Annotated in this window: 9 protein-coding genes and 1 CRISPR repeat array; of the genes, 6 read left to right on the plus strand and 3 right to left on the minus strand. The window is 47.1% G+C overall.

All coding sequences use genetic code 11. The features are described from left to right. The first annotated feature begins 17 nt into the window (after positions 1-17). From csy1 to cas6f, 4 genes are read left to right on the plus strand one after another with little or no spacing between them, the layout of a single operon-like run. A complete protein-coding gene (csy1, locus tag AB8599_RS16725) occupies positions 18-1322 on the plus strand; it encodes a type I-F CRISPR-associated protein Csy1 (RefSeq protein ID WP_407334037.1) in 1305 nt (434 codons plus the stop codon). Then, positions 1322-2260 carry a type I-F CRISPR-associated protein Csy2 gene (gene csy2, locus AB8599_RS16730; protein WP_407334038.1) on the plus strand — a complete coding sequence of 313 codons (939 nt, stop codon included), beginning with the start codon at positions 1322-1324 and terminating at the stop codon, positions 2258-2260. Before csy1 ends, csy2 begins: the two co-directional genes overlap by 1 nt. Positions 2261-2273: 13 nt before the next feature. Then, entirely contained in the window at positions 2274-3257 is a 984-nt protein-coding gene (gene csy3, locus AB8599_RS16735; protein WP_407334039.1) for a type I-F CRISPR-associated protein Csy3, read from the plus strand. A gap of 2 nt (positions 3258-3259) precedes the next feature. Further along, positions 3260-3814, plus strand: a complete 555-nt coding sequence (gene cas6f / locus AB8599_RS16740) for a type I-F CRISPR-associated endoribonuclease Cas6/Csy4 (protein ID WP_407334040.1) — start codon at positions 3260-3262, stop codon at positions 3812-3814. Positions 3815-3952: 138 nt separating this feature from the next. Then, positions 3953-5840: direct repeats of the CRISPR family, unit length 28 nt; unit sequence CTTCACTGCCGCACAGGCAGCTTAGAAA. A 52-nt stretch (positions 5841-5892) separates the two neighbouring features. On the opposite strand, the gene AB8599_RS16745 is transcribed toward cas6f, so the two are convergent. Both AB8599_RS16745 and AB8599_RS16750 read right to left on the minus strand, forming a co-directional pair. Next, the gene (locus AB8599_RS16745; protein WP_407334041.1) at positions 5893-7092 is read right to left on the minus strand and encodes an acetate/propionate family kinase; all 1200 of its coding nucleotides are present in this window, start codon (positions 7090-7092) and stop codon (positions 5893-5895) included. A 231-nt stretch (positions 7093-7323) separates the two neighbouring features. Beyond that, entirely contained in the window at positions 7324-7785 is a 462-nt protein-coding gene (locus AB8599_RS16750; protein WP_407334042.1) for a TetR/AcrR family transcriptional regulator, read from the minus strand. A gap of 453 nt (positions 7786-8238) precedes the next feature. On the opposite strand from AB8599_RS16750, the gene AB8599_RS16755 reads away from it, so the two are divergent. Together AB8599_RS16755 and AB8599_RS16760 are read left to right on the plus strand one after the other, a co-directional pair. Continuing rightward, a complete protein-coding gene (locus tag AB8599_RS16755; protein WP_407334043.1) occupies positions 8239-9885 on the plus strand; it encodes an AMP-binding protein in 1647 nt (548 codons plus the stop codon). 221 nt (positions 9886-10106) lie between these two features. Continuing rightward, a complete protein-coding gene (locus AB8599_RS16760; protein ID WP_407334044.1) occupies positions 10107-10403 on the plus strand; it encodes a DUF406 family protein in 297 nt (98 codons plus the stop codon). A 187-nt stretch (positions 10404-10590) separates the two neighbouring features. Here the strand turns inward: AB8599_RS16760 and AB8599_RS16765 are convergent, their stop codons facing one another. Continuing rightward, positions 10591-14646, minus strand: coding sequence for a response regulator (locus AB8599_RS16765; RefSeq protein WP_407334045.1), 4056 nt, complete (start codon positions 14644-14646; stop codon positions 10591-10593). Between the last annotated feature and the right edge of the window lie 86 nt (positions 14647-14732).

The raw sequence follows: 14732 nt of genomic DNA on the forward strand, positions 1-14732 counted from the left end.
GGCGTTTAGGAGGATAAATGCCCACAACGTTAACCCAACATATCGTGCAATACATTGACGATAGACGCGCCGTGAAAGTAGAGGCGTTCGAAAAAGAATGCGACAAAGAGAAAGCAAAAATCACATCCGTTGAAGATGCTGACACCTTTGAAGCGAACCGGTCCGCCAAAGTCGCCAAACTGGAACTCGATTTTACCGTTACCCACTGGTTAGACAGCGCGGCAAAACGCGCAGGGCAAATCAGCATGGCGACGCATGCCATCAAGTTCAGCCACAGTGCGGCCAAAGGCACCAATGTGCTGGCAGAAAACTTAGGTAGCGATCCACGTTATGTCGATACCTTTTCTATCGCCAGCCCCGCAGTTGATGCGGTAGGCAATGCCGCAGCACTGGATGTTGCTCGTTTATTGCAGCTCAAAGACAACGCGGGGAAGAGCTTATTAGCGTACCTTCAAGAAGACAATATAGAACCGCTCGCCCCCTTAGCCAACACGCCTGAGCAACTGCAAGAATGGCAGCATGGGTTAAAGCAAGCGTTACGCGATTCAGCGCCTAGCAGCCACACCTTAGCCAAACAGGTGTACTTCCCTGTCGCTCAAGGTGAGTACCATCTTCTGGCACCGCTGTACTCATCGTCGTTATCGCAAGCGCTATACAGTGAGATCAATCACAGCCGTTTTAGCCAAGAAATGAAAGCCATTCGGGACGCCAGAAAGGCCAACCTGCCTTGTGAGAACCTTCTGGTGGCGTACCCCAATCTTGCTGTCACCATCAGCGGCGGATCTAAACCGCAAAACGTGTCTCAACTGAATAGCGGTCGAGGAGGGAGAACCTACCTACTCGATACTCGCCCACCAACGTGGCGCAACCAACAACAGCAGCCTAAAGACAATAACCAGCTGTTCAACCATTCATCGTTGCTATTCAACACAGAGCGAACCGTGAAACGCATTGCCGATTTTATGCTTTGTATTCTTCACAAACCGAGCAACCTAAAACGCCGCGAATACATTCAACGCATGGTTGAACAAATTGGCGAGCAAGTGATTAACGACATTGCCATTTGGCAGCAACAACCTGCGGGTTGGACGAACACCTACCATCAACTTCCTATGCATCATGCCCAATGGCTTGACCCAAACAACCCACGTTGGTCAGAGAAAAATGAAGACTGGCGCGACCGCGTGAGTGCTGAGTTTGGGCTGTGGCTTAAAGACAGAATTGATAAAGCCGCTGGCAGTGGTCAAACATTTCGATTATCTCAAGGCGAAGCGGATGAATGGCGACAAACCTTTAAGCAGCTACTTTGGGAGATGAAGTAATGGCCTATTTGGTACTTAAAAACATTCAGATCAGCAACGCCAACGCCATTTCAGGCATGACGTGGGGCTTTCCCGCCGTAAGTCATTTTTTGGGATTTGTTCATGCCCTATCGCGACACACTGAACGCAGCGAGTTCGGGTTTAGCCTTGATGCATGCGCCATCGTTTGCAACCAGCATCAAGTACATGCTCATAGAGAAAATGCCTACGAGCCGTATGCTTTTTCACTCACCCGCAACCCTTTGACCAAAGAGGGGAAAACCGCCCCTATTGTTGAAGAAGGCCGCATGCACCTGACCGTATCTTTGGTCATTGAGTGCAACGGCGTGAATCGCGTCACTGACGACATGGAGCGCGCACAATCTGATTTTGTAAAACGATTGGCGGAACGCAATAAACTCGCTGGCGGCACGATCACTGGGATTGGCGCTTGCTACTTCTCCGATGAGCCTCACGCGAAGCTACTACGCCGCCTGCTTCCCGGTTTTATCTTGATTGATCGCAGTCAATACCTCGCAGAGCAGAACGAACAATGCAACGTATCTGCCTTACAAAACTGGCTCGATTTCTCTGCGCTCAAATATCAGGCCACCGACACGCCTTTGTCGGCCGAAGAGCACAAAGAAAGCGCCAAGGTTGAATGGCAACGCGTTAAATCGCCCTTCGACGGTTACTTGGTACCCATTCAAATTGGCTATAAAAAAATTGCGCCGACATACGCGGCAGGCGGCGTTGCGAACGCGCGAGACAATGACACCCCAGTGAGTTTCGTTGAAGCCATTTACAGTGTTGGTGAATGGGTTGGAAGCCCAAGCCGACTCGCATCAATGCAGCAAGCTTTGTGGCAGCACACCTACCGCGACCCTTTTTACCTTTGCCACACCCAAACACAACTGTGTGAAGACATTGACCCAACAGAATTCGACGACATATTTTAATAAGGAAAACCCAATGACAAACCTAACGACGCCTTCAGTACTTGCCTTTGAATCCAAGCTCGCTTGCTCAGACGCACTCTTGTCATCAGGCAACTGGGAGCAACGCGCCGATACCACACAATGGCAAGCTGTAAATGTGATTGAGAAATCGGTCAGAGGCACCATTTCCAACCGAGTAAAAGGGGCAAAGGCCAGTAAAATTGACGCAGAGGTTGAAAAAGCTAACCTTCAAACCGTTGACAATGCCGCATTGCCATTCAATGCAGATACACTAAAAGTCAGCTTTAGCCTACGTGTGTTGGGTGATTTGTCTGTTCCCTCTACCTGCAACAACCCTGACTATCAAAAGGCACTGGCTGGACTCATTTCTGAATATGTTCAAGAGAATAGCTTTAGTGTGTTGGCGCTTCGCTTTGCCACCAACCTTGCAAACGGCCGATTCCTATGGCGAAACCGTGTGGGAGCCGAGCAAGTCGAAGTGCGTATTTCACATGCCGATAAACAATGGGTATTTGATGCACAGGAGCTTTCACTTCGCGATTTCAGCCATAAAGATGAACAGCTTTCTCAACTGGCAGCCGTGATAGAACAAGGGTTGATGGGTGAAAAGCCAACGCTAATCAAAGTGGCTGCTTTTAGCCGATTAGGTGAAGGGCAAACCGTTTTCCCATCCCAAGAATTGGTGATGAACAGTAGCGGCAACAAGAGCAAATACCTCTACCAACTTAACCAACAAGCCGCAATGCACTCACAAAAAATTGGCAATGCTTTACGCACCATTGACACTTGGTACCCTGAGGCCAGCGAGTTTGGCCCTATTGCCATTGAACCCTATGGCAGTGTGACCAACCGCGGCGTTGCCTACAGAAAACCAAAAGAAAAAACCGACTTCTATACCCTGCTGGACAATTGGATTCTTAAAGGGCAAGCACCATCAAACGAACAACAACACTACGTTATCGCGATGCTGATTCGCGGTGGTGTTTTCGGGGAGTAATCATGGACAGCTACATAGATATTGTTGTTCTGCCTGATGCGGAAATCACCAGCCCCGCACTAATGAACAATTTATTCGCAAAACTGCATCGCGCGTTAGTAGAAGTCGCCAGTGGTGACATGGCCGTCAGCTTCCCAAAATATGGTAAAACGCTGGGTGACACACTGCGCCTTCACGGAACTCAAGCAGCATTAGGTCAATTAATGGCTCAACCTTGGCTTAAAGGTTTACGGGACTACACATCGGTCAGTGATATATCACCCGTACCAGATAACGTTGAAGGGTATCGCTCCACGTTTCGAGTGCAACAAAAAAGCCCGCAGAACATCCGTAAGCGCGCCATCGCTAAGGGATGGTTATCTGAAGACGAAGCATTACATAAAATTCCAGATTCCAAGCAAAAGCGGCTCTCTTTGCCTTTTATCCAAATAAAAAGTCAGTCGACAAATCAAGAGGTTCGTCTTTTTGTTGAGCGCGGAGAATTACTAGATAAGCCCGAAACTGGCCACTTTTCCAGCTATGGGTTCAGTAGAACAGCAACCACCCCTTGGTTCTAACCCACTACAACCCTATTTTTTAGGACTAATTTAAGCCATTGATTTTAAATGGCTTAAATTTTCATCCAAAAATAGGGTTTTTCCATCATATTTCTTCCTAGCTCTTTAAAAATCTATGCTTCAGAGATATTCTCTACCCTTCACTGCCGCACAGGCAGCTTAGAAAAATATAAGTGGCTGGTTGAAAGACCTAGCCGACTTCACTGCCGCACAGGCAGCTTAGAAACCGAGAAAATCGAAACCATCACGCGCTTTGGCCTTCACTGCCGCACAGGCAGCTTAGAAAGCACTGGCCGCAATGAAACCCTGATACTTATCCTTCACTGCCGCACAGGCAGCTTAGAAAAACTGCATCAAGCATGCCGTGAGTGTGTTGGTCTTCACTGCCGCACAGGCAGCTTAGAAATACGGTGATTCAATCATCGTTGAAGTGAAGGTCTTCACTGCCGCACAGGCAGCTTAGAAAATCATTAAAGCGGCGATGAAGCTAGACGGGGCCTTCACTGCCGCACAGGCAGCTTAGAAAAATGTGGTGATGAACAAGGTCGGCAAGAGGAACTTCACTGCCGCACAGGCAGCTTAGAAAATCGGAATATGAACCCATCATGGCCTGCTTGCCTTCACTGCCGCACAGGCAGCTTAGAAATTCGCTTCTAGCCATTCAATCATTTGCTCGCTCTTCACTGCCGCACAGGCAGCTTAGAAAGAGATAAACCCCCAAGCATTGGCACGCCAATTCTTCACTGCCGCACAGGCAGCTTAGAAAACAAGATGCCGACATTTGCACAGCGGAATTGTCTTCACTGCCGCACAGGCAGCTTAGAAAATAGCCCTCAACAAAATTGATGCGGGACGAGACTTCACTGCCGCACAGGCAGCTTAGAAATTGATGTCGAGTTGCGCCCCCGCCGCGGCGATCTTCACTGCCGCACAGGCAGCTTAGAAAGTCAGAATGTGGCTTAGTGTCAACGAACCGGACTTCACTGCCGCACAGGCAGCTTAGAAACGAGTGTGGACACTCTTTTATCTCCACACTCGCTTCACTGCCGCACAGGCAGCTTAGAAATTTTCGTTAAAGCCTGAGCGCCCGCCGTGATGCTTCACTGCCGCACAGGCAGCTTAGAAAATAACCCACACATAATGCGTACTGATTGGCGGCTTCACTGCCGCACAGGCAGCTTAGAAAATGCGCAAATTCTATTGAATGAAGCATAAAAGCTTCACTGCCGCACAGGCAGCTTAGAAATTACCGTCACCAAGGGAACGGCGCACCGAAGTCTTCACTGCCGCACAGGCAGCTTAGAAAAATAAAAAAGTCCCTGTTGAAGTCCATTTGCTCTTCACTGCCGCACAGGCAGCTTAGAAAGACTCATGCAACAAATGACGCAACAAGCCCTTCTTCACTGCCGCACAGGCAGCTTAGAAAAACATGGCGTCCGACCATTGCGCGGTGGCATCCTTCACTGCCGCACAGGCAGCTTAGAAAAAATAACATCATTGGCCTTATACAAACGTTTTCTTCACTGCCGCACAGGCAGCTTAGAAAACGAGTAGCCATCGTACACATCAATAGCGTACCTTCACTGCCGCACAGGCAGCTTAGAAAGTCGCGAATCTGCAAGCTGATCACGTCCCAATCTTCACTGCCGCACAGGCAGCTTAGAAAAACGCTTTCAGCTCCGAATTCGACAGATAGAACTTCACTGCCGCACAGGCAGCTTAGAAAACTTATATTCGGTTCACCTCCCTTTTCGTAACCTTCACTGCCGCACAGGCAGCTTAGAAAAGAGAGCCATGCGAGGTTGTTGATGTGGATCTCTTCACTGCCGCACAGGCAGCTTAGAAATGACATTGGCACGATATACACCGTGCCTTGCTCTTCACTGCCGCACAGGCAGCTTAGAAAACAGAGTACAGGCTTTCGATTGTCTCCACTTGCTTCACTGCCGCACAGGCAGCTTAGAAAATGCAAATACTGAAGGCGAGGAAAACAGCGAACTTCACTGCCGCACAGGCAGCTTTTGACCAAAAAAACGCCGCTGATCTCAGCGGCGTTTTTATTCAATCAAAGATGGGTATTATTTTGCGAAGTCAGACGCTTGTGAGGCAATCACAAATTCTTCGTTCGTTGGGATAACCAATACGACAGCATCTAGCAGGTCAGATTTTGCAATCATGCCGCCTTTGCCGAAGCGTGCTGCTTCGTTACCGGCTTCGTCTTCAACAAAACCCAAAATTCTTAGGTTCTTGAGCACTTCACGACGAATAGGCAGTGAGTTCTCACCGATACCGCCCGTAAAGATGATGGCATCAAGGCTGTCGAGGGTGATCATGTATGAACTGATGAACTTAGCAACACGGTAGGTGAACACTTCAAAAGCCAGTTTCGCACCTTCGTGACCGTTATCCATGGCTTCAAGAATGCCACGTGCATCAGACGTTAGGCCAGATACACCAAGGAAACCCGATTTTTTGTTCAAGGTGTCGAACACTTGCTCTTGGCTCCAGCCTTTTTTGAGCAAGAACTCGATGATACCTGGGTCCAAGTCACCAGAGCGTGTCCCCATCATTAGGCCAGCTAGCGGTGTGAAGCCCATTGAGGTATCTACCGATTCGCCATTGCGCACAGCACACACAGATGCACCGTTGCCCAAGTGAACAGAGATAACGTTGGTGTCTTCAATCTTCTTGTCCAATACCTTTGCTGCTTCACGGCTAACAAAGTAGTGGCTAGTGCCGTGGAAGCCGTAGCGACGAATACCGTATTCTGTGTAAAGTTCGTTTGAGATAGCGCCAGTAAACGCTTTCTGCGGCATAGTTTGGTGGAATGCGGTATCGAACACGGCAACTTGTGGCAGGCTTGGGAAAGCCTTCATGGCAGCACGAATGCCCATGACGTTTGCTGGGTTGTGAAGCGGAGCCAAATCGCTCAGTGCTTCAATTTCTGCTACCACGCTTTCATCAAGCAAGGTGGCAGTTGCGAACTTCTCACCGCCGTGTACAACGCGGTGACCAATAGCAACCAATTGGCTGCCAACATCCATGTTTTCGACCAATTCAACGATGATTTCCACCGCTTTCTCGTGGTGGCTACCACCTTGCTCAAGCATAACTTCTTGCTTGTCTTGTCCTTCGCGTTTCCAGCTAATGCGCGCATCGTCAAGACCGAAGCACTCGCCAAGGCCAGATAATATCGCCTCGCCAGATTGTGCATCCATCAATGCGAATTTAAGGGAGGAACTGCCTGCGTTGAGGACCAGTACTAGTGAATTGCTCATGAAAAATCTCGTTGGCAAATGGGTGATACGGAATACTCAGATTCAGAATTCCCATTATTCAATTAATTTTTAAGTACACAACTTTTATTTGAATGATTAAACGTTTTTTAGCCTTTTAATGTTTCAGATCAAAAATGCTGACGTTTACTGAAAAAAATGATCGCAAGCGATTGGCAATGAATACAAAAAAACGCCCAGATGGGCGCTTTAAAAGTCAAGGTATTTAGCCTATCACGCCATCGTGAGAAGTGACTTGCCAAGCAGCCATTCAAACTCTTTTTCAAACTCTTCACCATAGCGATTGCAGCATACATCGTGCAGTTTACGGCTGGCGTGGCTGGTGAACTCTTCGGCGTTTTCCGACGAAACAGAGTGAAGAAAGAAGAGGCGGAGAACGGCAGTAAAGCGGTTGTCAGATCGAAGTGCGGTTAGCCAGCTCTCAATGAATGTGCGCTTGTCGCCTTCTAAATCTAACCGATCGATCAATATGTTCAGTAACCTGTCATCTAGACGTGTAATGAAATCGGTTTTCTTTGGAAAATGGTGGCTGATCCCTGTGCGTGATATTCCCGTTTGTTGGCTCAATGTTGTGTATGACATTTTGTCGTATCCAAGCGTAACCAATTGGTCAACCACCGCATCAAGGATCGTTCTAATCGTAACTTCAGTATCTTCTTTGCTTCTCTTTGGCATTGTCTTATCCCTGTTTCTTGGCTTCCGTAACCTGTAACAATCAAGACATCACTTCTACTGCCGCAAACGCTTCTAATAGTTATGTCGCATTACCGTAGAGCTTGATCACGCTTAACACTAAAGAGTTTACCGACCACCTACCCTTAAGCTAACGTCTTAAAGATAGTACATGCGTTCAATTTATGAACAAAAGCTGATTGAAAATCCAAGAAGCGTGAACAGCGTTAGATTTGAGGGTGAACAAGAATATGAATCTGTAACGTACTGAAAGCAAAATGCTATTCTATGTAAACAATGCGTGAACAAAATGCAGCGAGCGTTACCTGCATCAAAATTTGAACAAGTGTTTGAATGAATCACTTGACCTAAGTGGGACAAAATCCTTAATTTAACACTTCGATAACATAGAATTATAACTATTACTCTATTCCCTACAGCTATACGGGGTCCTTTATGGCTCAACCAAAACCTTACCAACAAGCTCTGCGCTGGGCAGAAGAACGCCCTAATGAAATCTTTCTTCGCCAGATCATTAATCGCCAGTTTACGGACTTCACTTACTCTGACGTTGTTGATCAAGCTCTGAGGATCGTTTCTGCCCTTAGAGGCATGGGACTGGAACCTGGGGACAAAGTCGGGTTGATCTCAAAGAACTGTGCTGAATGGTTCATCACCGATCTCGCGTTGATGCTAGGCAGCTATGTGAGTGTCCCCATTTTCCCAACGGCGGGCGCTGACACCATTGGGCATTGTCTTGATCACTCAGAAGCAAAGTTGTTGTTTGTGGGCAAGTTGGATGACACGAAAGCGCTAAAAGAGACCTTAGAAGCACGCAGCAAGTTGCCAACGATTGCTTTCCCGTACCCCACTATTCACTGTGGTTACGATTGGAGCGATTTGATTGCGCAACATGGTCGCGCTGAAGTGACCCCAAACCACCAAGACGATGATTTAATGTCTATCGTATATACCTCTGGTACGTCTGGGCTACCTAAAGGTGCAATGCTCACTCACGGTGCCTTTGCGTGGTCGTCTCAACAACTGATCAGTGCTATTGGTATGAAAGATGGCGAACGCCTCTTCTCTTATTTGCCACTCGCACACATTACAGAGCGTGTTTACATTCTTGGCACGGCCATGATGTCCGGCATTTGCACTGCATTTCCTGAATCTCTCGATACCTTTATTGATGATGTCAAAATGCACCGTCCAACGTTGTTCATCTCTGTACCTCGCCTGTGGACGCTGTTTCAGCAACGTATTCAACAAAAGCTACCTCCTGCCAAGTTGAATTTGCTTCTTAAAATCCCAGTCGTCTCCGGTTTGATCAAGAAGAAGATCGCTCAAAATCTGGGCTTGGATAAAGCGCGCGTGCTCGGGTGTGGTTCTGCACCTGTATCAGCAGCACTGCTGAGCTGGTATGAAAAACTGGGGCTTCATATTACTGAAGCGTGGGGGATGACAGAGTCATTCGCTTACAGCACGCTAAATTACCCGTTCAGAGAAGACAAAATTGGTACCGTCGGTATTGCAGGCCCGGGGGTTGCAATTAGAATTGCTGCTGACGGCGAGATCCTTGTAAAAAGTCAGGGACTGTTTGCGGGCTACTACAAGAACCCTGAGGCAAGTGCTGAAACCATTATTGATGGCTGGCTGCAAACCGGTGATATTGGCGATATAGACAACGAGGGTTATCTCACCATCCAAGGACGTAAAAACGACACGTTCAAGACGGCCAAAGGTAAATTTGTTAGCCCTGTACCTATTGAGAAGCGGCTGTTTGAACTCAGTAACGTTGAAATGATGTGCTTGGTTGGCTCAGGCATGCCTGGCCCTGTTCTTCTTGCTTTGCCCCATGATTTCCCTAACTTTGACCGCGCGCGCTATGAGCGTCGTGTAACGAAAGTGATTGAGACCATCAACAAGGAACTTGAATCACACGCGAAAATTAAGGGCGTAATGATGATCAAAGAGCCTTGGAGCATTGAAAACGGATTACTGACTCCAACGTTGAAAATCCGCCGCCATTTGCTTGAAAAGAAATACCATGATGTCGGTGCCACATGGCCTGCTGACAAATTGGTGCAATGGGAAGAGTAGTGCTAACTGCTTTTACATTAAGCTTTTACATTAAGCTTTTACATTAAATGGTTAAACGGGCCTTTGGGCTCGTTTTTCTTCTGATAACTCCCGCACATCAATTTCACCCGCATACTTTAATCAGATAAAAAACCCTACAAACTGAAACGTTAAATGTAGTAATATTACGAAATCCAGAAGGGTTATGACTATCCTCATCCCCATCATCGAGAGAGTGATCAATGAGCCAGGAAGAATTTCAAGTATGTGATGCGTGCGGCGTGACCGCAGAAATGGGTTACGTGATTAGCGAAGGCGACGACGTGGCTGAAGTGGAAATCTTCGCAGCCGACAAAGCTGCTGCACTTTCAGAGTTTCGCGCTTACCTATCACTGGCGAAAGAAGTGAATGACGCTGTGATTCATGACCTCGATGAAACAGCAGAGCTGGCGCTAGACCCACTAAAAGTAAAACTTAAGTTCGAATGCAGTGCCGAGAAGCTGATCTTCGAACTGCGTAGCCGCTCACTGGCAAAATAACCAAAATACATCAAGGCGTTACGCTCAACACGCATCGCCTAGAATGATTGAAAAAGGCCGCTAGCTGATTCAGCTAGCGGCCTTTTTTTGTTAGCCAGTTATAAAAAAACAACCTCAAGATACTTGTTCAGCGAGAGCTTGTTGGCTGTCAGGCGCGGTGCTGGTTTGAACACACATCCAAACGACGCTAGAACAAGGTCGGTGTATTTTCCTCTTCATCCACACCCAGGGTTTCAATTACCGCCTCAAGTTTCTTCGCTGCAATTTCATATTCGAACTTACGAATGGCGTCTTCAACGGGCTCAAGGTTAACGTCCATGCTTTTCGAACTTTGTTTGATGCCTGCTATGAAATCAACTGCCTGCGTATCGAAGTTATTGAGCAAGATTTTAAGTTGTTCCAACTCGATACGGAATTCTCTTGGCGTATAGCCAGCAAAGCCCACTTCAACGGGCTTCGCTTCTTCCTCTTTTTCACCCGGAATGTAAGTCTTGATTTGTTTTAGGCACGCCTCGATTTTATCCATCAGACCGGCATCCATTTTCAGATCTGATGAGCTTGCCTGTTCTTCAAGGTTACCTGCAAGCACTGCCAGCCCTTTTGCAGAAACATTGGCGGCGGCACCTTTCAGGGAGTGCGCAAACATTTCTACATCTTCTCTGTTTTCATCAGCCAATGCCTGTCGAATTTTATCAATCACGGCCAATTTCGTATCAGTGAACGCCCCCATTACTTTCCAATAGGCTTTCACGTTTCCACCAATGCGGTTAATCCCCTCATTGGCATCGAGAACCAGTGGATCAATGTCACTAAGCTGTAAATCAATTTCATCTTCGACCTTTTGAGCGTTGAGCACCACCGATGATTTCACAGCCTCTTTCGATGCAGTTGTCCAACGCTGAATGGTCGTAAGAAGCTCATCCACATCTATGGGTTTAGATACGTGATCGTTCATGCCGGCTTCTTTACATTGCTTAACGTCTCGCTCCATGGCATTCGCCGTCATCGCAACAATCGGCAATCCCGCCAACGATTCAATTTCACGAATTTTCTTCGTCGCCGTTACCCCATCCATGACAGGCATCTGCATATCCATCAGCACAATGTCGAAGTGTTGTTTCTGCACCATGTCTAGGGCAATTTGACCGTTGTCTGCTACTTCAATCACCGGATCAAACTGCTCAAGAATACCCTTAGCGACTTCTTGGTTGATCATGTTGTCCTCAACAAGAAGTATTTTGAGCCCTGTAAAGTCGATTTCTTCAGACACATCTTCATGTGCATCACGATTATTAAGAAGTTTTAGCTCCTCTTGCCCGAACGCTTCCATCAAAGCATCAAATAAAGAGGATGGGTTAATAGGCTTCACCAAGGCGGCATCAAACAGTGTTTGTACATCGTCACCGATCAGCCCTGCATCTTCACCATAGGCACTGGCAAGGATGACTTTCGGCATTTTATTAAGCTCTAACGCATGGATTTGCATGGTGGCTTCATCCCCGTTAATACCGGGCATCTTCCAATCCATGACCACCACATCAAACCCGTCATTGCACTGGTCGGCCGACTGCACTTCAAACACAGCTTCTTCACCGTTGGAAACGGCCGCGACACGCAAATCTAAGTTATCAAGCAAGGCATACATAATGTCGCGAGATGCTTGGTTATCATCGACAACCAGTACGCGCTTGTTTCGCAGGATAGTCGATTTAGCCACTTGTTCTTTAATGCTAGATTCGCTGCGGCCACAACGGATGGTGAATGAGAACGTTGACCCTTTTCCTGGCTCACTTTCAACCCAAATACGCCCTCCCATCAATTCAACAAAGCTTTTCGAAATGGTTAAGCCAAGTCCCGTGCCGCCATATTTTCGGGTAATCGATCCATCTGCCTGTGAGAACGACTGAAACAAACGTCCCAACTGTTCATCTGACATGCCAATCCCTGAATCCTGAATGTCGAATTGAACTTCAACAATGTCTTCACATTCGCTCACTTTTCTGGCGCGAATAATAATCTCACCGCTGTCGGTAAATTTAACGGAGTTACCGGTCAGGTTAATGATGATTTGCCCGAGACGTAACGGGTCTCCAACGAGGTCATCTGGCAGATCTGGGTCAATATCAAAAATAAGTTCCAGTTCTTTTTCTTTTGCCTTTACTGAAATGATATTGCTGATGTTGTCCAACACTTCGCTGAAGCGGAACCCAATGTGTTCGACTGAGAGCTTGCCAGCCTCAATTTTCGAGAAATCAAGAATGTCATTGATGATGCCAAGCAGCGACTTGCCGGCTTTTTCAATGTTGCCGACGTAGTTACGTTGCTTGTCATTTAAATCGGTTAATAAGGCCAAATGAGACATACCCAAGATGGCATTCATGGGTGTGCGAATCTCGTGGCTCATGTTCGCCAGGAATTCCCCTTTAGCTTTACTGGCCTCGGTGGCTTGGTCTTTTGCGGAGATCAGATCAGATTCAAGGCGTTTTTGTGTTGTCACATCCACGAACATTCCCACAACCCCTTGGGGTTCGCCAGAACCGCCATAATAGGTTGCCTCATACACCGTCAGTATACGGGTGTCGCCATTGGCATTGGGAAGCTCAACCTCGTAAACACTTGAGCCGGGGTTTTCAAGCAATGCTTTTTCTTTCTCATTGAACGTGGTGGCTACGTCATCGGCAAAAAGCTCCGAGGGTGTTTTATCCACCACATCTACATAGAACAAGCCCAGAAAATCTGTGAACGCATCATTGACGCCGATGTAATAGCCTTCTGTATTTCTAAAATAGGTGGGGTTAGGAATCGCATTAATAATTTGTTGATTGAGCTTCAACTGCTCAGAGACACGCTGCTCAGCTTCAAGCTGCAACTCGGCGTTAATGGTGAGCTGAATGCCCACCGCCAAATCTTCTTGCGCCTCTAACAGCCAATCAATTTCTTTGTCGGAAAATGAGCTCACAGAGCCCAACTCCAACACACCTACCATGTCGTTGTTCACAATAAGTGGCATGAAGTACATTTCTTCCAGCATCAGCTTGCCTGCCGGTAAAGCTAGCGCGAACTTGTCTTTGTCGTTTCTGATCCGCAAAAATTCTTTGGTCAGCATAATGGTGCGATGAAAAGATACGGCTTCAGCATGCATTTCTTTTGTTTTTTCATCGATCCCTACACCGCCAACCAATTTAAGCTTATCGCTCCGAAGCACGTAGATCGCGACATAAGGCAACTCAAGGCGCTGTGAGTAGAAATTCGCAACTTGAAGACCCAGCTCTTTGGTATCTGAACAGCCACGAATGAGATCTGAAAAAGCTTTAATCTGGCGACTGAATTCAAACCGTTGAGCAATTTCCCCCAACACTTCGTTTTGCGCAGCGGCAAGGTCTTTCAATTCGCCTTGGCTTTCCACATCAAGTTTGAATTCGAACTGTTTGTCACGCACTTTGCTAACAATGACGCTGCGAATATTATCCAAGGGTTTAAGAAATCGATACCAAAGTAATATCGTCGACATAAATACGGTGATGATCAGCAATACGGACATCGTAGTCGCGATACCTTCCATATTTCTGCGTTGCTGAAGTAACTGGTTCAACTCATCACGGGTGGATTTTTCAATGGTGTCGTAGAACGCGCCTATTGGCCCCATGATTTTATTTTTGGCATGGATGTAGTCAGGCCCAAATAGCATTTGTTGAGCGAGTTCAGGGTCGGGAATAACGCGTTCAATCCCCCGCGCCGTTCGCTTTTTGCCCTGAATTAAATCCATGGCTATTTGCTCAATAGAAATCAATTCCTGAGAGCGTGAAAGCGCCTGGGTCAAAAACGACATATGCGCTTCGCTTATTCCTGACGATCTCAGGCGGCTTAGCAAAGAAGGATAGTTAGGCCGGATTGGAATATCAGGGGCTTGCACTTCGTAGTTGGGGTCCGAAAGTTGTGACCAATAATCGAAGTTGTAACTTTCAGGCAAAGGCAGTTGCCCTTCACGCACAGCACTGACATGGTCAAACAAGTAGCGCCAACGGTTGTTTGATGTCACTGCATAATTCCGCGCAAATTGTGTCAGCAAATCGGAGCTATTTTTTAACTCTACCGCCAACATGTACTGGTCTTGGCGCTTCTCATGAATGTCGTTAATCGCATTCGTGATCGCCTCTGAGCGGACAATAGCAAAAATAATTAACACGCCAAGCAGGAGAATAAATCCCATCAATGCAAAGAAAATGTGGCGAATTGATCTCATTTTGTCTCCGAAATCTCAAAATATCGACATCTATGTCAATTAAGCGTAGACCTCGAGTCTCGGTTGATAAAGTGAGAAAAAGCAAA

Origin of the sequence: Enterovibrio litoreus (assembly GCF_045679545.1) — a bacterium.
In the GTDB taxonomy this organism is placed as follows: Bacteria; Pseudomonadota; Gammaproteobacteria; order Enterobacterales; family Vibrionaceae; genus Enterovibrio.